At 60.9% G+C, this 24,908-nt stretch carries 24 protein-coding genes; 13 read left to right on the forward strand and 11 right to left on the reverse strand.

Annotation, left to right across the window (positions count from 1 at the left end; translation table 11 throughout):
- Nucleotides 1–104: 104 nt before the first annotated feature.
- From phaeop14_RS12365 to phaeop14_RS12405, 9 genes are all read left to right on the forward strand, one after another.
- Nucleotides 105–1,394 (forward strand): NAD(P)/FAD-dependent oxidoreductase, encoded by a 1,290-nt coding sequence (locus tag phaeop14_RS12365; RefSeq protein WP_096789700.1) that lies wholly within the window; start codon nt 105–107, stop codon nt 1,392–1,394.
- Nucleotides 1,391–2,143 carry a DUF1365 domain-containing protein gene (locus phaeop14_RS12370; RefSeq protein WP_096789701.1) on the forward strand — a complete coding sequence of 251 codons (753 nt, stop codon included), beginning with the start codon at nt 1,391–1,393 and terminating at the stop codon, nt 2,141–2,143. Before phaeop14_RS12365 ends, phaeop14_RS12370 begins: the two co-directional genes overlap by 4 nt.
- Entirely contained in the window at nt 2,143–3,300 is a 1,158-nt protein-coding gene (locus tag phaeop14_RS12375) for an SAM-dependent methyltransferase (protein ID WP_096789702.1), read from the forward strand. Before phaeop14_RS12370 ends, phaeop14_RS12375 begins: the two co-directional genes overlap by 1 nt.
- Nucleotides 3,293–3,856 carry a chalcone isomerase family protein gene (locus tag phaeop14_RS12380; RefSeq protein ID WP_096789703.1) on the forward strand — a complete coding sequence of 188 codons (564 nt, stop codon included), beginning with the start codon at nt 3,293–3,295 and terminating at the stop codon, nt 3,854–3,856. Before phaeop14_RS12375 ends, phaeop14_RS12380 begins: the two co-directional genes overlap by 8 nt.
- The gene (locus phaeop14_RS12385) at nt 3,856–5,079 is read left to right on the forward strand and encodes an MFS transporter (RefSeq protein WP_096789704.1); all 1,224 of its coding nucleotides are present in this window, start codon (nt 3,856–3,858) and stop codon (nt 5,077–5,079) included. Before phaeop14_RS12380 ends, phaeop14_RS12385 begins: the two co-directional genes overlap by 1 nt.
- Complete coding sequence (locus phaeop14_RS12390) at nt 5,076–5,624, forward strand: DUF3833 domain-containing protein (RefSeq protein ID WP_040175474.1); 549 nt, start codon at nt 5,076–5,078, stop codon at nt 5,622–5,624. Before phaeop14_RS12385 ends, phaeop14_RS12390 begins: the two co-directional genes overlap by 4 nt.
- Nucleotide 5,625: 1 nt before the next feature.
- Complete coding sequence (locus phaeop14_RS12395) at nt 5,626–6,357, forward strand: SDR family NAD(P)-dependent oxidoreductase (RefSeq protein ID WP_096789705.1); 732 nt, start codon at nt 5,626–5,628, stop codon at nt 6,355–6,357.
- Nucleotides 6,354–7,079 carry an SDR family NAD(P)-dependent oxidoreductase gene (locus phaeop14_RS12400; RefSeq protein ID WP_096789706.1) on the forward strand — a complete coding sequence of 242 codons (726 nt, stop codon included), beginning with the start codon at nt 6,354–6,356 and terminating at the stop codon, nt 7,077–7,079. The genes phaeop14_RS12395 and phaeop14_RS12400 overlap by 4 nt, the downstream gene beginning before the upstream one ends.
- Before the next feature lie 133 nt (nt 7,080–7,212).
- On the forward strand, nt 7,213–9,183 hold the full coding sequence (locus phaeop14_RS12405) for a sensor histidine kinase (RefSeq protein ID WP_096789707.1): 1,971 nt from the start codon (nt 7,213–7,215) through the stop codon (nt 9,181–9,183).
- A 47-nt stretch (nt 9,184–9,230) separates the two neighbouring features.
- Here phaeop14_RS12405 and phaeop14_RS12410 read toward each other — a convergent pair whose 3' ends face one another.
- The 10 genes from phaeop14_RS12410 to phaeop14_RS12450 form a co-directional block, all read right to left on the reverse strand.
- Nucleotides 9,231–10,592 carry a sigma-54-dependent transcriptional regulator gene (locus phaeop14_RS12410; protein ID WP_096789708.1) on the reverse strand — a complete coding sequence of 454 codons (1,362 nt, stop codon included), beginning with the start codon at nt 10,590–10,592 and terminating at the stop codon, nt 9,231–9,233.
- On the reverse strand, nt 10,589–10,714 hold the full coding sequence (locus phaeop14_RS19995) for a hypothetical protein (protein ID WP_275541817.1): 126 nt from the start codon (nt 10,712–10,714) through the stop codon (nt 10,589–10,591). The genes phaeop14_RS12410 and phaeop14_RS19995 overlap by 4 nt, the downstream gene beginning before the upstream one ends.
- Before the next feature lie 4 nt (nt 10,715–10,718).
- Nucleotides 10,719–12,041: a c-type cytochrome gene (locus phaeop14_RS12415; protein WP_096789709.1), complete on the reverse strand. Its 1,323-nt coding sequence runs from the start codon at nt 12,039–12,041 to the stop codon at nt 10,719–10,721.
- Nucleotides 12,042–12,059: 18 nt separating this feature from the next.
- Complete coding sequence (locus phaeop14_RS12420) at nt 12,060–13,298, reverse strand: formate dehydrogenase subunit gamma (RefSeq protein ID WP_096789710.1); 1,239 nt, start codon at nt 13,296–13,298, stop codon at nt 12,060–12,062.
- A gap of 96 nt (nt 13,299–13,394) precedes the next feature.
- Nucleotides 13,395–13,988: a formate dehydrogenase FDH3 subunit beta gene (gene fdh3B, locus phaeop14_RS12425; RefSeq protein WP_014875661.1), complete on the reverse strand. Its 594-nt coding sequence runs from the start codon at nt 13,986–13,988 to the stop codon at nt 13,395–13,397.
- A gap of 12 nt (nt 13,989–14,000) precedes the next feature.
- Entirely contained in the window at nt 14,001–16,976 is a 2,976-nt protein-coding gene (locus phaeop14_RS12430; protein ID WP_096789711.1) for a formate dehydrogenase subunit alpha, read from the reverse strand.
- A gap of 107 nt (nt 16,977–17,083) precedes the next feature.
- Nucleotides 17,084–17,275, reverse strand: coding sequence for a twin-arginine translocation pathway signal protein (locus tag phaeop14_RS12435; protein WP_014875663.1), 192 nt, complete (start codon nt 17,273–17,275; stop codon nt 17,084–17,086).
- Nucleotides 17,276–17,334: 59 nt separating this feature from the next.
- Nucleotides 17,335–17,982: a TorD/DmsD family molecular chaperone gene (locus phaeop14_RS12440; RefSeq protein WP_040175636.1), complete on the reverse strand. Its 648-nt coding sequence runs from the start codon at nt 17,980–17,982 to the stop codon at nt 17,335–17,337.
- 46 nt (nt 17,983–18,028) lie between these two features.
- Nucleotides 18,029–18,760, reverse strand: coding sequence for a DUF3306 domain-containing protein (locus tag phaeop14_RS12445; RefSeq protein WP_096789712.1), 732 nt, complete (start codon nt 18,758–18,760; stop codon nt 18,029–18,031).
- Nucleotides 18,757–19,296: a DUF3305 domain-containing protein gene (locus phaeop14_RS12450; RefSeq protein WP_167385694.1), complete on the reverse strand. Its 540-nt coding sequence runs from the start codon at nt 19,294–19,296 to the stop codon at nt 18,757–18,759. Before phaeop14_RS12450 ends, phaeop14_RS12445 begins: the two co-directional genes overlap by 4 nt.
- A 390-nt stretch (nt 19,297–19,686) precedes the next feature.
- Between phaeop14_RS12450 and phaeop14_RS12455 the strand changes: the two genes are divergently transcribed.
- The gene (locus phaeop14_RS12455) at nt 19,687–21,636 is read left to right on the forward strand and encodes a 4Fe-4S binding protein (protein ID WP_096789713.1); all 1,950 of its coding nucleotides are present in this window, start codon (nt 19,687–19,689) and stop codon (nt 21,634–21,636) included.
- A 29-nt stretch (nt 21,637–21,665) separates the two neighbouring features.
- On the opposite strand, the gene phaeop14_RS12460 is transcribed toward phaeop14_RS12455, so the two are convergent.
- The gene (locus tag phaeop14_RS12460) at nt 21,666–22,448 is read right to left on the reverse strand and encodes a hypothetical protein (protein ID WP_096789714.1); all 783 of its coding nucleotides are present in this window, start codon (nt 22,446–22,448) and stop codon (nt 21,666–21,668) included.
- Nucleotides 22,449–22,577: 129 nt separating this feature from the next.
- Between phaeop14_RS12460 and apbC the strand changes: the two genes are divergently transcribed.
- From apbC to phaeop14_RS12475, 3 genes are read left to right on the forward strand one after another with little or no spacing between them, the layout of a single operon-like run.
- Nucleotides 22,578–23,642 (forward strand): iron-sulfur cluster carrier protein ApbC, encoded by a 1,065-nt coding sequence (apbC, locus tag phaeop14_RS12465; RefSeq protein WP_040179581.1) that lies wholly within the window; start codon nt 22,578–22,580, stop codon nt 23,640–23,642.
- A gap of 13 nt (nt 23,643–23,655) precedes the next feature.
- The gene (locus phaeop14_RS12470) at nt 23,656–24,363 is read left to right on the forward strand and encodes a DUF4444 domain-containing protein (RefSeq protein ID WP_096789715.1); all 708 of its coding nucleotides are present in this window, start codon (nt 23,656–23,658) and stop codon (nt 24,361–24,363) included.
- On the forward strand, nt 24,363–24,839 hold the full coding sequence (locus tag phaeop14_RS12475; RefSeq protein WP_040175641.1) for a DUF6505 family protein: 477 nt from the start codon (nt 24,363–24,365) through the stop codon (nt 24,837–24,839). Before phaeop14_RS12470 ends, phaeop14_RS12475 begins: the two co-directional genes overlap by 1 nt.
- Nucleotides 24,840–24,908: the final 69 nt, after the last annotated feature.

Raw genomic sequence — 24,908 nt, forward strand, 5'->3', positions numbered from 1 at the left:
GAATTTTTTCGTATTTTCCCCAATTCATCAAAATCTGCTGTCACCTTTTTTGATCCGCTCGGGCAGATGGCGCGTAACAACTTGAAATCACAGATGGAGACAGCATGTCCTTTGACGCATTATCATCCGCTCGCGAGCGTATCGCCGTCGTAGGCGGCGGGATTTCCGGGCTGGCCACAGCCTGGCTGCTGGCAAAGACGCATAATGTCACCCTATTTGAGGCAGCCCCGCGGCTGGGGGGGCACGCCCGCACGGTGATGGCCGGGCGCAATGGGGATCAGCCGGTTGATACGGGCTTCATCGTCTTCAACTATGTGAATTATCCACATCTGACGTCGATGTTTCGCGACCTTGAGGTCCCGGTGGTCAAAAGTGACATGAGTTTTGGCGCCAGCATCGGTGATGGACGCGTGGAATACGGGCTGCGAGATCTTGGAGCGCTGCTCGGGCAGCGTCGCAACATCGCGCGGCCTGCGTTCTTCCGCATGGTCAGGGACATCCTGCGCTTCAACGCCGGTGCCGAACAAGTGGCCAAAAGCGACAGCGTCACCATTGGTGAGTTGGTCAATGATCTGAAATTGGGGGATTGGTTCCAGCGCTACTATCTGATGCCGATTTGTGGCGCGATATGGTCCACCCCGCCTGATGAGATCCGTGGCTTTCCAGCCCAGTCTCTGGTGCGGTTTTTCCGCAATCACGCCTTGCTCAGTGCCTCAGGTCAACACCAGTGGTGGACGGTCAAAGGTGGCAGCATCGAATACGTGCGCCGTCTGACCAGTCGACTGGAACAGATGGGCTGTCAGCTGCGTCCGGGCACCCCAGTGCGCAGTGTCGAGCGCACGGCAGACGGCGTGTGTATCCATCTGCCTGACGGCACCAGCGAGAATTTTGATCACGTGGTCATGGCCTGCCATTCCGACGACAGCCTGCGCCTGCTGAGCCAACCGACGCGCGCTGAACAAGCAACGTTAGGGGTCATGCGTTATCAGGACAATGAGATGATCCTGCATCATGACAGCGCACAGATGCCACGCCGCCGCGCCTGCTGGTCATCCTGGGTCTACAAGGCCGACACCCGCGATGACCGGGCAGCCATCGGCGTTACCTACTGGATGAACCGGCTGCAGAACATCGATGAAAATGATCCGCTTTTTGTCTCCCTGAACCCGGTAAAAGATGTGCAAAGCGATCTGATCTACGATCAGAAAACCTTCCGCCACCCGGTGTTTGATACGGCAGCCCTGCGCGCGCAGAGCCAGATCCACGATATCCAAGGCCAGAACAACACTTGGTTTGCAGGCGCTTACCTGCGCCACGGCTTCCATGAAGATGGCTTTGCCAGCGCGGTGCGCGTCGCACGGGGGATCGGCGCGCGCACAAAGGTGGTGGGATGACACAGTGGCCCGATCATATCGCCGGGCAGACCACCCATGCCCGTTATGGTGCTATTGCCAACAGCTTTCGCTATGGCGTGGACTATGTGCTGATTGATCCGCGTGCTAAAAACGGCCCGCTGCTGTTCTCGCGCAATCGCTTCAATTTGCTTTCGGTGCATGATCGCAATCACGGTGGCGCGCCACGTCGGGGGGCGGGGCTGCCCTGGGCGGAACGGGTCTTTGCCGACGCCGGCTTGAAGCTGGACGGGATCACCATCCGGCTGCTGACGCAACCAAGCTATCTGGGTCACATATTCAACCCCGTCAGTTTATGGCTCGCCTTTCGGGGCACCGCGCTGCACGCCGTGATCGCAGAGGTCAGCAATACCTTTGGCGACCGGCACAGCTATGTTTGTCACAAACCCGAATTCACCGCGATTGCCCCGTCGGACAAGTTGCAGGCAAAGAAGATATTTCACGTCTCTCCGTTTCAGCAGATCGCGGGAGACTATTGGTTCAATTTCGACATCGGGCCACGGCGGATCGCGATCCGCATCGATCACAAAAATGGTGACCAGGGAGTAGTGGCGACCCTGACCGGCCCGCGCCAACCGCTGAGCAACAGCGCCGTGCTGGCTGCCAGCCTGCGCCGACCTGCCGGAACCCTGCGCACGGTTGCGCTGATCTATTGGCAGGCGCTGAAACTAAAACTGAAGGGTGCGAGCTATCGCCCCCGCCCTACCCCACCGGAACATGAGGTCAGCTGATGATTTTTCTTACCAAACGTGTGAAACACGATTTTCTCGACAGCTGCGCCCGCATCCGCAATGGCAGCCTTCGTCTGCATACGCCCGAAGGGGATGTGCATGATTTCGGCGCCGGCGCCCCGCATGCAGAAATTCAGCTGCGTGACTGGAGTGCCATCACCGCTATGGCTGCTCGCGGGGATATCGGCCTCGGCGAGGCCTATGTTTCAGGACTTTGGGACAGCCCCAGCATCGAAGATGTGATCAAAGTGGCGTTGCTGAACCTCGATCATCTCACCGACTATGCCTACCCCAGCTTCTGGGCGGGGCTGAAATACCGTATTGTGGACCGGATGCTGCGCGCCAACTCAATCAAGGGCGCGTCACGCAACATCAAGGCGCATTATGATGTCGGCAATGAATTCTACCAGCTGTGGCTGGACGAAAGCATGACCTATTCATCGGCGCTGTTTGCCCCCGGCGACAATGATCTGGCTCGCGCCCAAACTCGCAAATATGACCGCGTGCTCAGCCGTCTGAACGCGGGGGACCGGGTGTTGGAGGTCGGCTGCGGCTGGGGCGGGTTCGCCGATCGCGCCGCCGAAATGGGCCGCCATGTCACCGGCCTGACGATCTCGCCCAGCCAGTTCGGCTATGCCGATGCACGGCTGGATGGACGGGCCGACATCCGGCTCTGCGACTATCGCAAGTCGGAAGGCAAATTCGATAATATCGTCTCCATCGAGATGGTTGAGGCCGTGGGCGAACGATACTGGCCCAGCTATTTCTCCACCCTGAAAAACCGCCTCGCGGATGATGGCCGTGCCGTGGTGCAGGCGATCACGGTGCAGGACAGCTATTTCGATATCTATCGACAATCCTCGGACTATATCCGCCAATACACCTTCCCCGGTGGCATGTTGTTGTCCGATGCCATCATTTCTCATCAGGCGCGCACCGCCGGGCTGAAAGTCACGGATAACTTTGCCTTTGGTCAGGATTACGCCCGCACCTGCCGCGAGTGGGCGGCCCGGCTTTCTGCCATGACAGCAAAGATCCAGGCACTGGGTTATGGCGATGCCTTCCTGCGCAACTGGCGGTATTATCTGGAAACCTGTGCTGCGTCCTTTGAGGTCGGGCAAACCGATGTTGTACAGGTGGAGCTGGCCCATGCCTGATCCACGCCAGCTCCGTGTTACCAAGATCCGCCGGATGCGTCATCGCTCGGTCATGGCAGCTTATGTATTGGGGCTGGCTGCGATCCTGAGCAGCTTCAGCAGCGCGGCAACGGCGGAGACAGGCCTTAGATCCCCGATCAAACTGGGTGAGGTCACCTTCCGCTGGTTCGGCCTGCCGCTATATGATGCAAGCCTGTTTGCAGAGGGTCAAAACCGTTTCGATTGGCAAACACCTATGGCGCTAAAGCTCAGCTATCGGCGCGGGTTCACGCGGGCGCAGCTGACCAAGGCGACTGCCGCTGAACTGACCCGGCTTGAGGGGCCACGCGCAGATCAGGAGCGACTGATTGCGAAGCTGGAAACCTGCTTTCGCGATGTGGCAGCCGGGGACAGTTTTGTCGCCACCACACAGGATCCGAACCAGGTGGCCCTTTACCTCAATGGTCGGCGGACCTGTGATGTGCGCCATGCAGAGGCCCGCAAACGGTTTTTGAATATCTGGCTGTCACCCAACAGCCGGTCCGCACGCCTGTCCAGTCGGCTCAGGGGCGACTGATGCAAGCCACCCGTGTTTCTCTGTTTGCCATGATGCTGGCTGCTGCTGGCCTGCCGCTCTACATTCATCTGCCACGTTTTGCGACGGCGGAGCTGGGGGTGAGCCTGGCCACCCTGGCAGCAGTACTGGCCGGAATACGGGTGCTTGATTTCGTGCAGGATCCGCTGCTGGGCTGGATCACCGACCGCTGGCCACAGGAGCGGGCGACCTTTGCGGCACTGGCGGCCTTTGGGATGGCTGTGGGGTTCATCCTGCTCTACACGTATCGCCCAACTGCCGGTGGCGTGTTGCCCTGGCTGGTGATTGCATTGGCGGTGCTGTTCACAGCCTACAGTCTGGGCACCGTGCTGTTTTATGGACAAAGCACCGCACTCGCCGGCAGTCCGGAAGCGCTGATCCGCCTTGCCGGATTTCGCGAGGGTGGCACATTGGTCGGGATCATTCTGGCCGCCCTCGCCCCCAGCCTGTTGGGTGCACTGGGTGCCAGTCAAGGCGGTTATCCTGCCTTTGGCGCTATGCTTGCGGGGCTTTGCATTGCGGTCTGGTGGCTGACCCGCGGTCTATGGACCACGACTCCGCGCCCGGAGCAGCCCCTGTCGATTACCGCCCTGCGTGAGGCTGGTGGCTTTCGCCTTCTGGCCTTGGCTCTGGTCAACAGCCTGCCCGTCGCCATGACCTCAACGCTGTTTCTGTTCTTTGTCGAGGACAAGCTGGCACTGCCCGATATGGCCGGTCCCTTTCTGGTGTTGTTTTTCCTCTCCGCGGGAGTTTCGGTACCGGTATGGACTCGAGCCGCTGTCCGCTATGGGGCGCGCAATGTGCTGTTTCCGGCCATGATTTTGGCGATCCTGTCATTCGTTTCCGCGGCGTTTCTTCCTGCTGGTTCCGCCCTCGGATTTGCCCTGATCTGCGTCGGATCTGGTGCCGCACTCGGCGCGGATATGGTGATCCTGCCGGTGTTGTTCTCGCGCATGTTGGCACGGGCCGGGTTGCAGGGCGGGCAGGCATTCGGACTCTGGTCCTTTGCCGCCAAACTGGCGCTTGCTGCGGCTGCGGTTCTGCTTCTGCCACTGCTGCAACTCAGCGGATTTACCCCCGGCGGCCAGAACAGCACCGCCGCACTCCAGACCCTGACATGGGCCTATGCCATCATCCCCTGCTGTATCAAACTCATCGCAATTGCGATGGTCCTGCGACTTCCAAGAAAGGTCACCGCACCATGAAACTCCTGCTTGTAGCGATCATCGTGGTGCTGCTGCTTGCACTGCTCCGGCCCGGTTTCGGGTTTCGCAGCCAACGCCCCCAGCACTACGCCGACACCGGTCCCGACTTCGACATCCGCACACATCTGAGCGGTGAAATGATCTCCGAAGGTATGATCTACGGTCCAATGGGACGTGTCGTATCGCGTTTTATTGCCACGATGAACGGGGCGTGGGATGGCAACACCGGTACGTTAAGCGAGGACTTTTCCTATGCCAGCAGCGGCACGCAGCAACGCAAGTGGTTTCTCACCATGGGGGAGGACGGCGCGTTCACGGCGACCGCAGACGACATCATCGGCACCGGCGAGGGTCAGCAAACTGGTGCAACCGTGCGCCTGACCTATCGCATACGCCTCCCCGAAAGCGCAGGCGGTCATGTGCTGGACGTCACCGACTGGATGTATTTGATGGAGAACGGAACCATCATGAACCGCTCTGAAATGCGCAAGTTCGGCATCAAGGTCGCCGAACTGGTGGCCACCATCCGTCCGAAAGGAAACTAAGATGTTTGCAGGACAAACTTGGTGGATCGTCGGCGCCAGCGAAGGGTTGGGTCGCGCCATTGCCCAAAAGCTGGACGCCGCCGGGGCGCGGCTGGTGCTTTCGGCCCGCAGCGAAGAACGCTTGCAGGATCTCGCGGGCGAATTGGGAAACGCCACCGCCCTCCCGCTGGATGTGACTGACAGTGATGCGATCAGCGCCGCTGTTGCCCAAATCGGCAAGGTGGATGGTATCCTCTACTGCGCAGGCGCCTACGACCCGATGCCCGCGCAGGAATGGGACGCCGACCAGGTTGAGCTGATCTGTGATGTGAACTTCATGGGGGCCATTCGTGTGGTCGGCCGAGTGGTGCCTCAGATGGCGGCCGCCAATGAGGGGCATATCGTCCTGATCGGCTCCCTCGCCGGTCATACGGGTCTTCCAGGCGCCACAGGCTATGGCGCATCCAAATCCGCCGTTATGCACATGGCGGAAAACCTCCAAGCGGATCTATTCCAGACCCCAATCAAGATCCAAGTGATCAATCCCGGTTTCATCAAGACCCGGCTGACCGAGAAAAATGACTTCAACATGCCCATGATCCAGACCCCGGATGAGGCGGCGGAAGCCTGCATGAAGGCCATGAAAAGCGGACGCTTCAGCACCAGTTTCCCGGCACCATTTGCCTGGGTGTTCACGGTCGGAAAGTACCTGCCGCGCAAGTTGTTCCTGCGCCTGATGGGAGCGGGTAAATGAGCGCGCCCCAGCACATCGTTATCGTTGGCGCCTCCGGCGGTATCGGATCGGCATTGGTGGATCATTATGCAGCGCAGTCCCCCGCCAGCCTGACCGCAGTGGCCCGCAGCGCGTTGGCGCCGCGCCCTCGGGTCGACACTCGCCGGTTGGACATCACCGATGAGGCACAGCTCTCTGACCTTGCCGACACCCTGCGCAGCCAGGGTATCGCGCCGAATCTCGTGCTCGTCGCAACCGGGGTCCTGTCCGATGAGACGGGCCTGAAACCCGAAAAAAGCTATCGGCAGCAGGATGCCGAAGCCTTCAGGAATGTATTCGAAATAAATACTTTCGCCCCTGCCATCATAGCCAAACACCTGCTCCCGATCATGCCCCGCAAGGAGCGTTCTGTCTTTGCTGCACTGTCAGCGCGCGTCGGATCAATCAGCGACAATAATCTGGGCGGCTGGCATGCCTATCGCGCGTCAAAAGCAGCGCTGAACATGCTAATCCGCAACTATGCAATCGAGACAGCCCGCAGCAATGACCAGATGATCTGCGTCGGGCTGCATCCCGGCACGGTGCGAACGCCGCTTTCGGGGCCCTTCTCCAAAAACGTCCCTGAAGCTGCGTTATTCGAGCCGTCCCAATCCGCAGCATATCTGGCTCAGGTCATCAACGGCCTGTCCCCCGATGACAGCGGCCGGGTGTTTGACTGGGCGGGTAAGGAAATCCCGGCCTGATTGGGGACGGCCCGGCAGGATCAGTCTGTCCGGGCTTGCCCCGCCAATCCGCATCGTGCGACAGTCAGGCGATCCCGCACATTTAGGCTTGCCCGGGTTTTGATGTGCCCGCTGTCCACAGGAAATCATCACCTTGAAATCTGTTCGGCTTCGCCTCCTTCTGCTCGCGCTCCTGCCGCTCAGCGTGGTGATGCCGCTGCTTCTGGTTGTGGCAATGGCCCGGTGGAACGCCGACTACGATAACGTCCTGATCGTCAACGTAGAAAGCGACCTGAAAATTGCTGACCAATACCTGCGACAGCTGCAGGCAAACAGCGGCGATGATTTGGCGGCCATCGCCAGTTCAACCCAATTTGCCAAGGTCCTGCGCGCGCCGCTACAGGATCAACTGAGGTTTCTGGATCAACGCAGACAGGCGCTCAGGCTCGATTTCCTTTACTATCTGCCGATGCGCAACATTGACCGTGATGCCCGTCGCTGGCCGGTCATCAACCGCGCCGCCCAAGGGGATCTGGCCTCGGAAATCGACATCTTCACTGCCGCAGATCTTGATGTGATCTCTGCCGATCTGCGCGACCGCGCCCGCATCCCGCTGATTGAGACCGAAGCGGCCGCCCCCACCACCCGCCCCGCCGAAGATCGCGGTATGGTGATCCACTCAGCTGCACCGGTGTCGAACCCCGGCAGCGAAGGCGTGCTGGTGGCGGGGAGGCTGCTGAACCGGGATCTGGACTTCATCGACACGATCAACGCCTTGGTTTATCTCGGCGACAGTCACAGGATCAGCCGCAAGGGCACCGCGACGCTGTTTCTGGGTGACACCCGCATTTCCACCAACGTTCGCCTGTTTGAGGATGTCCGCGCTCTTGGAACCCGTGTATCGCAAGCCGTACGAGATGCTGTTCTGGGAGACGGGCAAACCTGGCTAGACCGCGCCTTTGTGGTGAACGACTGGTATATCTCAGGCTATCTGCCACTGACCGACAGTTTCGGAAAACGGGTCGGCATGCTCTATGTGGGTTTCCTTGAGGCCCCGTTTGCCGCGGCCAAAGTCTCTGCCTATTGGACCGTTGTCCTGTCCTTCCTCTCGGTGCTGCTGTTGTCAGCACCGCTATTTTTGTGGCTGGCCAAGGGAATCTTTGCGCCGTTGGAGCAGATGAGCCAGACCATGGCTCGTGTGGAACGTGGTGACTTGGCGGCGCGCAATGGAAATGTGGGGCGGCGCGATGAAATCGGTCAGGTTGCAGCCCACCTCGATAGTCTGCTGGATCAGGTCCAAGACCGCGACCAGAAACTGCGCGACTGGGCGGGTGAGCTGAACGACCGCGTTGACCAGCGCACCGCAGAACTGCGCGCCGCCAATGAAAAACTGGAAGCCACTTATAAGCAATTGGTGATGAGCGAAAAACTCGCCTCGATTGGGGAAATCACTGCCGGTGTCGCCCATGAGATCAACAACCCGATTGCGGTTATTCAGGGCAACGTCGATGTCATGCGGATGACACTCGGGCCTGCGACCGAGGACGTGGAAACGGAGCTGGCACTGATCGACGATCAGATTCTGCGGATCAGCGCCATCGTCAGCAAGCTGCTGCAATTCGCCCGCCCGACTGAGTTCGGCACCTTTGAAGAGAGCCTGGATCTGGCGCCTGTGGTGTCCGACTGTTTGGTGCTGGTCGATCACGTGGTAACAAAACAAGACATCGCTGTGATCGAGCACTTCGGCGAGACACCGGCGGTCCGCATTGATCCCGGCGAGCTGCAGCAGGTGGTGATCAATCTGATCCTAAACGCCGTGCAGGCGATGGAGGGCTCTGGCCAGCTCTTGCTGACTTTGCGCGAAATGGACCGGGATCATATCAGCGGTGCCTGTCTGGAGGTTGCAGATACCGGGCCAGGCATTGCGGCGAAAGACCTGCCATCTGTATTCAACCCGTTCTACACCACAAAACTGGGTGAAGGCACCGGTTTGGGCCTGTCGATCAGCCAGACTCTGATCCAACGTGCAGGCGGTGTAATCTCGGCCGAGAACCGCGTTGAAGATGGAAAAATAATCGGCGCGGTTTTCTCAATCTGGTTGCCCGCGGTTGAGACGACCTCTTAGGCGCAGGCCCCAAAAACGGCAGGCCCATCGCCCGCCCCTCTCTCAGATCAGAGGCCCCAACTGGCACATTTGCGATCCACGGTCTTGCGCGACACGCCGAGCCTGCGGGCTGCCTCTGCCCGGTTGCCCTCGCAGGCATCTAGAACATGCATGATGTGGCGTTGCATCACCAGATCCAGCGTATCCATCGCGGCTGAACCTGTCACCGCGCTGGTACCTGCAAACTCCTCTGGAAAGGCGCCCAGAATGACCGAGCGTTCGATCAGATTTCGCAACTCGCGCACATTACCGGGCCAGTGGTAACGGCTGAATTTCAAGAGGGTATCAGCGTCCAGTTCAAGCGCGGGCATGGCCAGCGTGGTGGAAAACTGCTCCATGAAGAGCGCAGCCAGCTCCACGATATCCTCAACCCGCTCACTCAGCGGCGGCATCTGGATATTCACCACATTGATCCGGTGGTACAAATCCGCCCGAAACCGTCCCTCGGCCACCGCCTGTTCCAGATCGGCATTGGTGGCGAACAAAAACCGCAGATTGAGCGGGATATCGCGTTCGGCGCCGACCGGGCGGATGCGCTGATCCTCTAGCACCCGCAAGAGGGCCGCCTGCACCTGCTCCGGCATCTGCGCGACCTCATCCAGGAACAGCGTCCCCCCATCGGCATAGAGAAACAAGCCGTCCTGCCTGCGGTCCTGCGCATCCACCATGCCGAACAGCTCATGTGCGATCCGGTCCGGCGCAATCGCAGCGCAGTTGACTGCAACAAAGGGTTTTTCCGCCCGGTCCGACAGCGAATGCAGCGTCCGCGCGGCGATTTCCTTGCCCGTACCGCTGGCGCCCGTGAACAGAACCGGTGTGGGCAGCGGTGCCAGCCGGGTGATCATGTCGCGCGCGGTCTGAATCGCCGGGGATTTCCCCAACAGCCGCCCGCGTGTTGCCGTGCCTTCGGCAGAGAGCGCATGTTTCAGCAGATAGTTCTCCTGCCGCAGATGCTTTCGATCCAGCGCGCGCGCGACTGAGTTCAGGATCTGGTTGGCACGGAACGGCTTCAGAACGAAATCCGCGACGCCGACCCTTAGAGCCTGAATGGCGGTTTCCAGATCCGCATAGGCGGTGACCAGAACCGTGTCCGCAAACAGGCCGACCTTATGCTGCTCCTGCACCCACTCCAGCCCCGTCTTGCCCGGCATGATATTGTCGAGGATGATCAGATCGAAATGCGCCTGATCCAGTATATTCGATGCCTCTGTGGCCGAGGCCGCCTGCTCCACCCGTTTGCAACGAGGGGTCAGGATCTTTGTCATGAAGTTGCGCATGCCGGGTTCGTCGTCGATCACCAGTATCGACGCACCAGCAAGGTTTTCCCCATATTCATCGCGGGGCAGCGGCGCAGCTGTCAGCACGGTCAGTCCAGTCGCACAGAGGGGCCGGAATGCACCTCTTCAGCGGCAAATCCTGCCTGATCCAGCGCGAAATTCGCACTGGCAGCAATCACGATGATGGCGGCAAATCCCGTCAACATGGCTTTCATTTGGTCACTTCTCCACCTTGGTTGCGCGTTTCAGAAACGCAATCAAATCACGCCGGTCCTGCGGATCCGTAATCCGCTGCATCGGCATCTTGGAACCCGGAATATAGTGATCCGGCCCCAGATCGAAGAGGGCATCGATCGTCACCTCTCCCCAAATTATATCAGATCCATCAAGGACCTCTGAATATCGATACCCGGCCAACGTTCCCGCCGGACGGCCAAAGACGTCATGCAGACTTGGTCCCGCTTTACGGCTGTCCCCTGGGTCAAGCGCGTGGCAGATGGAACATTTGCGCATAAATTGCCGCTCCCCGTTGGGCATCGTGGCCGGGTCTTTCAGAAACCCGCGGTTGCCCGCAATCTGCGCTTCAGCCTCCCCCATCAGCGCAACAGGCCAGCCATAGGCCAGATCATCCAGCCCCGCCGCCCATATCGTCTGCCCGTCCGGTGCGAAATCCAATGCCCAGACCGGCCCCGCACGGGTGGCACGAAAATCGGAGCTGATGCGCCAGGTCTCCGTATCTACCATCATGATATAGCCCTGCCCGTCCCCCACGGCGAGCCGCGCTGTCTCCGCGTGATGCGCCATCGCCAGAATGGGCCGCCGCTCCAGCGTGAAATCCGCAACCGGATCGCCGCTCTGACTGTCAACAACACGGGTGGCACCATCCACAGCCCCATAGGCCAGCCAATCGCCATCCGGCCCCAGCACCAGCTGGTTGATCCCGAACCCCTGATCCACCAGCCGACGCGGCGGGCTGTCGGCAGCCTCGTAGACTAGGATCTGCCCACTCATGGTTGCCGCATAGATAGATCCGTCCGGTCCGACCGCAACATCGTTGATCCCGCTGCCAACCGTGATCCGCCGCTCGGAGCCATCATCAAGCGGCCAAAGGCCGATCTCCCCATCCCAGCTGGCCGACACAAGGGTGTCACCGTTCGGTACCACGGCCAGCGCCCGGATCTTGCCCTGGTGCCGCCCGATCAGCTCTCCTTTACCGCTGCCCTGAGGCCAGAGGTAGAGCGCAAAATCATCTCCTGCGGTGACCAGTCGCCCGGCATCAATGAATGCAAGTGCGGTCACAGCCGCGTCATGGGCTTCAAGCCAGCGCGGGCTGCGATCATGCCACAGCCCCACCGCATTGTCGAAACTGCCGGTGGCCACCTGCCCCTCCGGCGACACCGCCAGCGCCATAACTGGGCCTCCATGACCCTTCAATGTGGTGAATTCATCTGCGTCCGCGTATCCGCTGACACCCATCACCGAAAGCACTGCCGCCCCCCAAATAGCGCAGATTTTGTGGGACACACCGGCGCGTGCTGACATGTGACGGGCCACCGCCGTTCACTCCGCCGGTGTTGCGCCCTTGGCGCCGTCGCTGCCGTCAGGGGTCACTTCGCCTTTTTTGCGCATGTCCTCTAGCCAGAGAGAGTGGTGTTGATGCGCCCAAGCCTCATCCACATCGCCGCTGCCCATGGCGTCAAAGGCGCCTTCCATGCCAAGTGACCCGATGTAGATATGTGCCAGAATGATCGCCATCAGCACAAAGCTGAGGATCGCGTGCCAGCTCTGCGCCAGCTGCATTTCCTCCTGCGGTGCCAGTTCAACCGGCAGCGTTCCATATCCCACAAGCTGTGGCAGCCCCAGATCGTTCAGAATGGCAAAGGTCTTGGCAAAAAGCTGGATTTCAAACGGAAACAACAGCGACAGCCCCGAGACGGAAATGGAGACACCGAAGACGATCACCGACCAGAAGATCAATTTCTGACCAAAGTTGAATTTTTTCGCCGGCGGGTGCGATTTACCGACGATGCCGCCCATCTGGCGGATCCACACCAAATCTGTCCGGTTCGGAATATTATGGGCGACCCACATGACAAACACCATGACCAGCGCCAGCATGAACGCCCAAGAGACATTGTTGTGCACCCATTTGCTCCAGATCAGCAGGCCTGCATTGATCTCCTTGCCGAGATAAGGCGCAATCACCAGACGCCCAAACAGGCTGGCCAACCCAGTAAGGCCAAGGAGGATAAACGACCCCGCCAGCATCCAATGGGCAAACCGTTCGATGAACTGAAACCGCGTTACGCTGCGCCCGGTTGCGGGCTCGTCAATGCGGATGCGACCGCGCAGCAGATAAAACAGGGCCAGCGCCGCAATGGTGCCCAGCAGCAGCCAGCCACCGTAGGTGCGCAACGGCCCCTCGCGGAAGGTCAGCCAGCGCATGCCACCATCCTGCACCAGCACAGCGGCCACATCGCCGCCTGCCGACACGCGCAGGTCAGCAGCGTTATAGCGGATTGCGCGCCACAACTCAGGGTCAGACGCGCCGCCAAGCGTGCCCAGCTGTTCCGTCAACCCAGCCCCCAGGGCCGCCGCGCCCGTGTCATCACTGCGAAAGCTGTCGTCGATTTTTTCCCCGCGCTGCCGCGCCAGAATATCCTCAAGCGTCTGCGCGCCGCCTGTGGCACTGCGATCTGGCACAGCACCCGCCGCAGGGGCATCTGGTGCGCCCTGCGCCGCAGCGACCCCCGCGATCAACGTCAGTTGCATCAAAATTGCAAAGGCGATGCGCAGCATGGGCCACACTCCTTCATGGGTTGTCTTGGAAACTGAATATGGAAACAGGACGGCCCGCGCGGGCGGGCCATCCCATCATGTCAAAGAGGACTGTGATCAGCCGCCCTTCTGGTCATAGGCTGTACCCCAGCCCCAGGCACCGGAGCCAAAGCCACGGGCCACCACACGTTCGCGGTAGACAGCGGAAACCACATCCCCGTCACCCGCCAGCAGCGCCTTGGTCGAGCACATCTCGGCACAGATGGGCAACTTGCCCTCGGCGATCCGGTTGCGGCCGTATTTGGAGAACTCCGCATTGGAATGCGTCTCCTCAGGGCCACCGGCGCAGAAGGTGCACTTGTCCATCTTGCCACGGCTGCCAAAGTTGCCTGCCTGCGGATATTGCGGCGCGCCAAAGGGGCACGCGTAGAAGCAGTAGCCGCAGCCAATGCAGAGATCCTTGGAGTGCAGGACCACGCCTTCCTCGTTCTGGTAGAAACAGTCGACCGGGCACACCGCCATACAGGGCGCATCCGAGCAATGCATACAGGCGACCGAGATCGACCGCTCGCCGGGCTTGCCATCATTGATGGTCACCACCCGGCGCCGGTTGATACCCCAAGGCACCTCGTGCTCGTTCTTACAGGCCGTGACACAGGCGTTGCATTCAATGCAGCGTTCGGCGTCACAGAGAAACTTCGCTCTTGCCATATCTCTTTCTCCTTATGCTGCGCTGATCTTGCAGAGAGTACACTTGCTCTCCTGCATCTGGGTCACGCTGTCATAGCCATAGGTCTGCGCAGTGTTGGCACTTTCGCCCAAGACATAGGGGTCAGCTCCATCGGGGTATTTGTCGCGCAGATCTTCACCTTGGTAATGACCGCCAAAGTGGAACGGCATGAAGGCAACGCCCTCTCCGACCCGCTCTGTGACCATTGCCATGACCTTGACCTTGCCACCCTCCGGACCTTCGACCCAGACCTGCGATCCATCCCGAACGCCGATATTGTTGGCATCGCGCGGGTGGATTTCGACAAACATGTCCTGCTGCAGTTCTGCCAGCCACGGATTGGACCGGGTTTCCTCGCCGCCGCCTTCGTATTCGACCAGACGACCAGAGGTCAGGATGATCGGATATTCCTTGGAGACGTCGTTTTTCTGGATCGACGCATAGAGGGTCGGCAACCGGTAGGAATGACGGTCCTCATATGTCGGATAGTCTTCGACCAGATCCCGGCGGTTGGTGTAAAGCGGCTCGCGGTGGATGGGTACCGGATCAGGGAAGGTCCAGACCACGGCCCGCGCCTTGGCATTGCCGAAGGGCGCACACTCATGGGCAATCGCTACCCGCTGGATGCCACCGGACAGATCCGTCTTCCAGTTCACCTTGGCGACCTTGTCGTCATAGTCCGACGGGAAGGGCGACATGCTTTGTTCCCCAACTTCATGGGTGTAGTCGGCAAAGCCGTCCACTCCAGCTGCCTTGGCGATGAACGCCCGCTCACTTGGGGTCAGTTCGGTGTGCCAACCCAGATCCTTCAGCATCTGATAGGTGAATTCGGGATAACCATCCTGAATATCCGACCCTGCAGAATAGACACCCTCAGCCAGAAGGTTGTCGCCATCCCGCTCCACGCCGAAGCGGGCGCGGAAGGTCAGGCCACCTTCGGATACCGGTTTGGACATATCATAAAGGTTCGGCGTCCCCGGATGCCCCATTTCGGCGGTGCCCCAGCAGGGCCAGGGCATACCGTAGTAGTCTCCGTCAGCAGGACCACCCACGGCCCGCAGCGTGGTGCGGTCAAAGGTGTGCTGATTGGCCATATGCAACTTCATCCGCTCCGGTGATTGACCGGTGTAGCCGATGGTCCACATACCCTTGTTGAATTCGCGCGTGATGCTTTCGACATTCGGGGTTTCGGCGTCTTCCATCTCAATATTGCGGAAGAGCCGATCGCCCCAGCCGAACTTGTTCGCGAACTTGGCGATGATCACATGATCTGGCAGGCTCTCGAACAGCGGATCGACGATCTTGTCACGCCACTGCAAAGACCGGTTCGACGCGGTGACCGATCCACGGGTCTCGAACTGGGTACAGGCGGGCAGCAGGTAAACACCATCGGTGCGATCATGCAGCACGGCAGAGACGGTGGGATACGGGTCAACAACGACCAGCATGTCCAGCTTCTCCATCGCCGTCTTCATCTCCGTCATACGGGTCTGAGAATTCGGCGCGTGGCCCCACAGAACCATGGCCCGCACATTGTTGGGCTGATCCATGTTGTCCTGGTCTTCAAGGATACCGTCGATCCAGCGGCTGACCGGAATACCCGTCAGGTTCTGCAGCGATTTGTCTTTGCCGTCGGCCCCTTTGATGGAGTCAAACTGCGCCGACAGCCACTCACCATCTTCGCCCCAGACACGGCCCCAATGGGCCCAGGCGCCTTTGGAAAGGCCATAGTAACCCGGCAACGTGTGGCTCAGAACGCCAAGATCGGTTGCGCCCTGCACGTTGTCATGGCCACGGAAGATATTGGTGCCGCCACCCGAGGTGCCCATGTTCCCCAGCGCAAGCTGAAGGATGCAATAGGCGCGGGTGTTGTTGTTGCCGGTGGTGTGCTGAGTGCCGCCCATACACCAGATCACGGTGCCAGGACGGTTGTTGGCCAATGTCCGCGCCACGCGCTTCAGCTGGCTGCCGGGGGTGCCGGTCACACGCTCAACTTCCTCAGGCGTCCATTTGGCCACTTCTTCGCGGATCTGATCCATCCCCCAGACACGGGTGCGGATGAATTCCTTGTCTTCCCAGCTGTTGTCAAAGATGTGCCACAGGATGCCCCAGACCAGCGCCACATCGGTGCCGGGACGGAAGCGCACATATTCGTCGGCATGAGCCGCCGTGCGGGTAAAACGCGGATCGCAGACGATCAGCGGCGCGTTGTTCTGCTCCTTGGCCTTCAGCACGTGCAGCAGCGAGACAGGGTGTGCCTCGGCCGGGTTGCCACCAATGATGAAGATCGCCTTGGAGTTATGGATGTCGTTGTAGCTGTTGGTCATGGCGCCGTAGCCCCATGTATTCGCCACACCTGCAACGGTGGTCGAGTGACAGATACGCGCCTGATGGTCGACGTTATTGGTGCCCCAATAGGCGGCGAATTTGCGGAACAGATAGGCCTGTTCGTTGTTGTGCTTGGCTGACCCCAGCCAGTAGACGGAGTCCGGTCCGCTTTCTTCGCGGATCTGCATCATGCCGTCGCCGATCTCGTTGATCGCCTGTTCCCAGCTGATGCGCTTCCACTCTCCGCCTTCTTTCTTCATCGGGTACTTCAGGCGGCGTTCACCATGGGCGTGTTCGCGCACGGAGGCCCCTTTGGCGCAATGGGCACCAAGGTTGAACGGGCTGTCCCAACCGGGTTCCTGACCGGTCCAGACGCCGTTTTGCACCTCTGCCACGACGGTACAGCCGACCGAACAGTGGGTGCAGACAGATTTGACGGTTTCCACCGCGCCTGCCGCAGCGGTTGCGGCATTCGCCTTGGTGACTGAGCCACCTGTGGCGCTGATGGCGGCAAGGCCACCAATGGCCAGGCCGGATCCGCGCAGAAACGCGCGGCGGTCAACGGAGCTTTCCGCAACCTTGGACAGGATACTGGTCCGCTGGGGGCGTCGCGCAACCCCGTTGGTCTTTTTCCTAAGCATGTGTTCCTCCCTTGCTTCCCTTACGGGTTCGCTGGGTTATTGGGGGCCTTTGGCAGTCGGGCGTCACGCAACCAGTCGCCGGGGGCGTTCATAACATCACCGGTGCGTCAGAACCGGAGGCTGTCGTAGTAGGCGCGGGTATGCGCGGTGTCCTGCATCACCTCTGATGTCAGGTCTGGCTCGGCCGCCTCGGCCGTGCCGCCGGTCGTTGCAACCGCCACCGCCGCAATCGGCGTTGTGGTCGCTGCCAGCTTGAGAAAGTCGCGGCGGCTTGTGGCCTCCTCGGTCTTTCTGGTCATGTGATCCTCCTCCTCAAATGGTTGGTTCACAGGGTTATGGGCCGGCGCACCGGCCCGGCTCAGGCGGATTGCTCCGCGCTCATCCGAAATCCTTCGGACTCAATCTCCATGAAGACACGGCCCACGGCGCCGACAGCGGCGTAAAGCACCGAGTTCTTTGCCGCCTCAAGATCGGAGTAGAAATGACCCGCCCAAGGACCGATGTGTTTGTTGAAGAACTGTTTCTGGTCGCTCAGTGGTGCCACCGCGCCAAAGCGCCCCGCGATCAGCGCGCCCATCATCTCCATCAGCGAGGCGATATTATCCTCCGGCTCATAGACATTCTGCGCCCGTGTCATGCCGCGCGCGGCCATGTCCTGCCGCAGGGCCGCCAGCGGTTTTTCATTCAGGAACCCGGTGAGGTAATAGCTTGCGTAGGGCAGCAGCTCACCGCGCCCGAGACCGATGAAAAGCTTGTTGAACTCCCGCTCGGCAGCCGCCGGTTTGGTCAGCTTGGCCAGTTTCGCCAGCGCATTGATCGCCGTACCCAGATCCGTGTCATCCCCAGCCAGCCCCGATACCTGCGCGAGCAGCATCTCATCCGGCGGGCCGGACAGCATCAGGCCCAGAAAGTTATAGAGATCCGCGCGCAGACGATCCTCGTCCTGCGGGATGGCAGGGCTGACCTCCTGTGCAATGGTCTCTGACTGGGCTTCCTTGGCGGTCATATGTGTCTCCTTGAGGGGCATCTTGGTCTTTGAATCGGATCGATGGTCAGGCCGCGGGCGCATCCGTGTCGGCGGCAAAGGTAAAGCGCATCCGCCGCGGCGCAGGCGCCACCGGGTCTGGTGCCACTGGGTCAGATGCGACGTGTGCAGATGGCGGCGCATCGGTCGGTATGGCAGGCGCAGCGGCCTCCTGCATGGGCACCTCAGCGTCATCCGCATCCGCAGGAGAAAGCAGCGCCATGGTCGGACGGCGCACCGGATCAACGGGCCTGGCCGTTGCGGCGGTTTCCTCATCCACAGACGCGACCTTCTCTCCTGCAGGGTCCTCATCTTCTACCTCGGCGACGATCCCCGTTGCACGGCCTGCTGCCTCTTCCGCCTGCCGCGCCAGTTCTTCGACATGGGCGGTCATGCCCTTGCCCACCTGATAGGCGGTCTGCAGATTTTCGATCACCATGGCGCTGTCAGTGAAATCCTCACCGTAGTCCAAAAGCCCGTCGACATTCGCCAGCACCGGATTGCTGGCCCACAGACGCCGCAGCGCGCGGGTCCGCAGTCGGGCCGGAATGGTCTCTTTCAGGAAAACGCTGAAGTCATCACCCTGCTGCATCTGATCCGGGTCCGGAAGGTTCAGCTCTTCCAGAAGTTCGGCATCGCTCTTCGCCTCAAGCGCTTGCTCTTCGGCAACGCGCGCGGCGGCCGCGGTCTCGGCGGCCTCCGCCTGCTGCTCAGCTGCAACCTTGGCACGGCGGCGGGACCAGAAATCATCCCCGCTCATGACAGGCGCGCCTTTTTCATCGTGGGCGACCGGTAAACATCGGTCAGCTGGGAGATCCGCGGATCCCCGATACCATCCTCAGTCGCATCGGTTTTTACGCGATCCCGGCGACGCTTCTTAAACGGTTCATCATGGAAATGCAGCTGTGCGAAATCCCGGATCCAGGCCACCAGCCCATCCGGCATCGGTACTTTCTCCACCAGATCCTCACCGTTGTCGGCATAGTCCTGCGCCTCATAGGGCGAAGCCGTCACCAAGAGCAATTCCAGTGGGCGATCCTCCGACGCGCCCTCCCGCAGCACCACATAGATGCAGGGCGGCTCAGCCGTGAGGCCATGCAGATACGCCTCCGCCTCACTGCGGTGCAGTTCCAGCGGCAGGGTGGCGGCATGAAACTCACGCGTCTCCCCCGCTTCGCGCAGCAACTGCCAGTCCGCCGGTGCCGCCCCTGGCAGAACCGAGGTCGCCTTCCAGGACCAGCGCGCCCATCGCGTCACGCCCGGCTGGCGCCGCAATACGACGCCCAGCGGGATCATATCCGTCTTTGCACTGCGATCTGCGGGTTCGGCCACGTCAATGCCCTGCTCATGAATTCGACTGCCCCAACAGTGCCGCATTCCCCAGCTGTGCCGAAAGATAACTTTTGCTGATGGCGCATTAAATCAACATCAATGGTCAAATTGACCAGTCCGATATGACCCCGCAGAACCGCCCGGACGAAAAGTCTATTTTGACTAATTCACTCAGGCTTAACGCCGGGGCAGCCCGGGCTGCCTGTGGCGCGAATCACCGGCTTGATTTGCCGGGGATGGCGGCACACTCACGATGCGAATTGCGGTTTACCTGCTTGCGCAAACATGCCTAGTCTGAACACGAGGCGGCGGAAATACGCTGCTCTGAAAGACCATAGAATACGCGGAGAACTCATGCCTAAGACGTTGATTTTATGTGATTGTGCAGGAACGCAATCCATCGATTCCGAGGCATTGTCGCGCCGCACCGGTCTGCCCTGCTCCAAGCTGCATTCAGCGCTTTGCACAGACGAGATCGAGCAGGCCGCCGCTGCCTTGACGCAAGAGGATGCAATTATTTGCTGCGCTCAGGAGCACCGCATTTTCGAGGCTCTGGCAGAAGAAATCGACGCCCCCACACCAGGGTTCATCGACCTGCGCGACCGGGCCGGTTGGACCGCAGATACCGCCGACACGCTGCCCAAAATGACCGCCCTGATCGCCGAAGCGACGTTGGCACCGCCCCCTGCGAAGACGATCGACCTGCAGTCCGAAGGGGTGTGCCTGATCCTCGGCGCGCCAGATATTGCCTATGCGGCGGCTGCGCGTTTGCAGGACAGCCTCGCAGTGACCGTCCTTCTTGACACACCAAGCGACCCGCCTCACAGCCGTGCCTATGACGTGATTTCGGGACAATTGCGCCACGCCAAAGGCGCGCTGGGGCAATTCGCCGTTACCATCGATCAGTTGCAACAGCTGGATGTCACCGGGCGCAGCTGGACCTGGGGTGAGGCCCGGAATGGCGGCCAGTCGATCTGCGATCTCATTCTGGATCTGCGCGGCGGTCAGGCCTTGTTTCCGGCGCCCGAAAAACGCGACGGCTATCTGCGGGCCGATCCAAAATCCGCTCCGGCAGTTGCTGAGGCCACCCTTGCAGCAAGCCAACTGATCGGCACCTTTGAAAAACCGCTCTACGTGCGCAGTGAACCGCTGCTTTGCGCCCATTCCCGCGCGGGCCAGACTGGCTGCACCCGCTGTTTGGATGTCTGCCCAACCGGCGCTATCAGCCCTGCTGGCGACCATGTCAGCATTGACCCGATGATCTGTGCGGGTTGCGGATCCTGTGCTTCGCTCTGCCCTTCAGGTGCGATCACCTATGACGCACCTCCAACCGATGCACTGATGCGTCGGATTCAGACACTGGCGAAGGCTTATCTCGACGCAGGCGGCTCCGCCCCCCGGCTTCTCGTGGTCGACCAGCACGGCAGCGAGATGATCGAACTGGCGGCCCGCCATGGCCGTGGCCTGCCCGCAGATGTGATCCCGCTGGCGGTGGACGCGCTCAACAGCTTTGGTCATGCCGAAGCTCTGGCTGCCCTGGCCGCCGGTTTCACTGAGGTGTCGGTGCTGCTCTCTCCCAAGAGTGAGCGCGACGTGCAGGAGCGCGAAAGCGCGCTCGCCGCGGCCATTGCCGGTCCGCACCTGCATCTGCTCGACCTCAGTGACCCGGATCAACTCAGCGATGTTCTGTTTGCTCGCGACGGCACCTTGGCTCAGGTCGAAACACCTCAACGCCCCATGGGCACCCGCCGCCAGATCACCCGCCAGGCCGCCAAGGCGTTGCTGCCCGAGGCTGAGACCCTGCCGCTGCCAGAGGGCGCGCCCTATGGTGCGGTGCTGGTGTCATCGGACAACTGTACGCTCTGCCTCTCTTGTGTCTCGCTCTGCCCCTCCGGCGCGCTTGGCGACAATCCGGACCTGCCACAGCTGCGCTTTCAGGAGGACGCCTGCCTGCAATGTGGCCTCTGCGCCAATGTCTGCCCGGAGGATGCGATCACTTATGAACCGCGCCTCAACCTGACGTCAGCGGCGTTGTCACAGGTGGTCCTGCACGAGGAAGAGCCCTTTGCCTGTGTCGAATGCGGATCGCTGTTCGGTGTAAAGTCGACCATCGACAAGATCACCGAGAAGCTGGCTGGGAAACACTCAATGTTTGCCAACCCGGATGCCGCCCGAATGATTCAGATGTGTGACGACTGCCGCGTCAATGCGCAATTCCATCAGCAGAATTCTCCCTTCGCGGGCGCGGAGCGGCCCAAGGTCCGAACCACCGAGGACTACCTCAGCAAGCGCAAGGATCATTGATCCTGAGGGACCGAGAGACGATGACGCCCCTATTTATGCTCCAGCGGTGCGCCCAGATCCGCCGGGCTGAGTACCGCCACATAGGCCAGGATGTTCTCCAGGTCATCCAGTGTGATCTCCACCGGGACGATGGGCGAGGGTCGCGCCTCATCGAACGGCGGCGTGACCTCGGCGACCTGGGTAAAGGCGGGGTGTGGATTCAATGCATAGAACGCCTGAAACCGCTGTTCCCAATCCGCAAGGCTGCGCAGAACATAAAACGACGGCGTCGAGCCGATGCTGTTGATCCGCCCGGCTTCCTCTACCGCATGGCAGCGTCCGCAATGGACCTTCGACAGATGATACCCGTTCCCGGCGTCGCCGTCCCATGTGGCAACATCCTCCTGCGCATCCGGTTGCGCGGGCACGCGAAACATCTGGATCCCCTCCGGGGCGAAGGCAGCAATCGTGCGCCCGCCCACCTCAGAGGTCAGCCAATCCGCAAACCGCTGCGCCCCCGTGTGATCCGGGGTAATCAGCTCCAGATGCCAGATGATCCCGCCACCCTCCATCACCGGTGCCCCCCGTGGTCCCAAAGCGACCTCTGCGTCTTCGCCCGGTTCGACCACCTCCACCCGCACCTGCGTTTTCAGCGAAAATCGCGGCAGCATGAACCCCAGCACCCCGGTGTCGATGAGCGCCTGGGGCGCAATCAGCCGAACCGTGCGCGGATCACCCTGTGCCAGGGCGACCATGGGCTGCATCGAAACGGCAAATACCAGCGCGACCAGTATCCCCGTATATTTGCGCAAAAGACTACATACCCAGACCATATGAAATGCTAGGAAACCATCTACATCCCCGTCAAGAACTGTTGCAGCCGAGGCGACGACCCCGGCAGATCATCAATACCAATCAAGCCAGCTTGACCCAAGCTCGCACCAAGAAGGAGCAACCCCGGCGTGTCCCTCACTCGTGAAACTGTCCTAGAGGCGCTCAAGACCATCAAAGACCCGGTGTCCGGCAGCGATATCGTCGCCGCAGGCATCGTCCGCGCGCTTAATATTGAAGAGGACGCTGTCCGCTTTGTTCTGGAGATCGACCCGGCGAAATCCGACGTCTACGCGCCTGTGCGCGATGAAGCCGACGCCAGGGTGACAGCGTTGCCCGGCGCGGGCAAGGTCTCTGCCATGCTGACTGCCCATTCCACCAAGGCGCCGCCGGATCTAAAGCCGAACAAACCGGCGCAGCCTCAAGGTCCGCAGAAGATCCCCGGCGTTGACCGGATCATCGCAGTTGCTTCGGGCAAAGGCGGTGTTGGCAAATCGACGGTTTCGGCGAATATCGCCTGCGCGCTGGCCGCGCAGGGCCGCCGTGTTGGCCTGCTGGATGCCGATGTCTATGGCCCCTCGCAGCCACGGATGCTGGGTGTCTCTGGCCGCCCTGCCAGCCCCGATGGCAAGACCATCCTGCCGATGCGCAACCATGGCGTCACCATGATGTCGATCGGCCTGATGACCAACGAAGATCAGGCGGTTGTCTGGCGGGGGCCGATGCTGATGGGCGCCTTGCAGCAGATGATGATGCAGGTGCAATGGGGCGCGCTGGATGTGCTGATCGTCGACCTGCCACCGGGCACAGGCGACGTGCAGATGACGCTGGCGCAAAAGGCCCATGTGGACGGCGCAATTGTGGTTTCTACTCCGCAGGACGTCGCCTTGATCGATGCGCGCAAAGGCATCGACATGTTCCAGAAACTGAATGTGCCAATCCTCGGTATGGTGGAAAATATGTCCACGCATATCTGCTCCAACTGCGGGCATGAGGAACATGTCTTCGGCCATGGTGGCGTCGCAGCTGAGGCTGATAAGCTGAATGTGCCGCTGCTGGCAGAAATCCCGCTGCATCTGGACGTACGGGTGGCCGCTGACGGCGGTGCGCCGATTGCGGTCAGCAAACCCGACAGCGCGCAGGCCAAGGCGTTCCACGATCTGGCCGCCGATCTCGTCGCCAAGGGTCAGGCCTGATCCGGTGGCGGACATGAGCGACCTCAGCTTCCCGCCTCTGATGGCGGGGCTGGCCCTCAACGGGGCCGAGGATCCCTTTGCCCTCGCCTGTCAGAAGGCGGTGCTAGGCTGTGATGCGGGCCTGGTGGTGCATAATCTTGCGCATGATCGCTTGCAGGCAGCTCTTGTGTTTGCGCCGGAGGTGGCGTTGCAGCAAGCGATGACCATGCTGCCGGTCTGCGCTATCGCGCTGCAAAACGCCCTGGGCGCGCTGGCCCCGCCAGAGGTGGCGGTGCACCTGCAATGGGATGGCGGGCTGCGCATCAATGGCGGTCGCTGCGGCCGCCTGCGTGCCGCCGCCAGCACCACCACACCATCAGAGGTGCCAGACTGGCTGGTCATTGGCCTCGACCTGCCACTCTGGCCGCCGAGCGATGGCGAAACCGGCGACCGCCCCGAAGATACCGCGCTTTATGCTGAGGGCTGCGCCGATGTGGATGCCGGTCAATTGCTGGAAAGCTGGGCGCGCCACGCGCTGCACTGGATCAATCGCTGGGAAGACGAAGGCACCGAACCGGTTCACAGCACCTGGCGCGGGTTGGCGCAGGACATCGGCGAGACCATAACCCACGCAGGCCGGACCGGTACATTTCTCGGGGTGGATGAGGACTTCGGCCTGCTTTTGCGGGACAAGACCACCACCCATCTGATCCCGCTCACCACCCTACTGGAGACCCCATGATGCAGCTTGCCCGCGCCATTCATTTTGACGAAAGCGATCAGAACGTCTTTGCCAGCCCCGCCCGCACCGGGGAGTGGTGCATTTCCGGCGGGTTTGAGTTTTCCAACTGGGAAGAGGCGGATCTGATCGGCAAACAGCGCCAGGCCTTCGCCAATGGCTGGATGGGGCTGGAAACCGGCGGGCGCGCCACCTTTGTCGCCGTGACCAAGATCGAAGAGGGTGAATTGGCCACGCTCACCGATCTTCTGGCACAGCATTTTGTCAGCTACTATGGCGCCCCGAATGCCGATACCGCCCGCCCCGTGGCGGAGGAAGAGCTGGCCCATATGGCCGACCTCTGCGCCGATCACGCGCCCAACACCCTGCTGACCGTCATGCGCGAGCTGACAGATGCCGGCGTTAAGGAAAGCTATCGAGCGATTGAGGCACAGGACGCCGGGCTGGAGCAATTCGCCATCCATGTTACGGACGACTGAACGCCTACGACCCACGAAAAACGCCGCGCAGACCCCGCGCGGCGTTTTCCAATTCATGCCCCAATGGGC

This window comes from Phaeobacter piscinae, assembly GCF_002407245.1.
Taxonomy (GTDB): domain Bacteria; phylum Pseudomonadota; class Alphaproteobacteria; order Rhodobacterales; family Rhodobacteraceae; genus Phaeobacter; species Phaeobacter piscinae.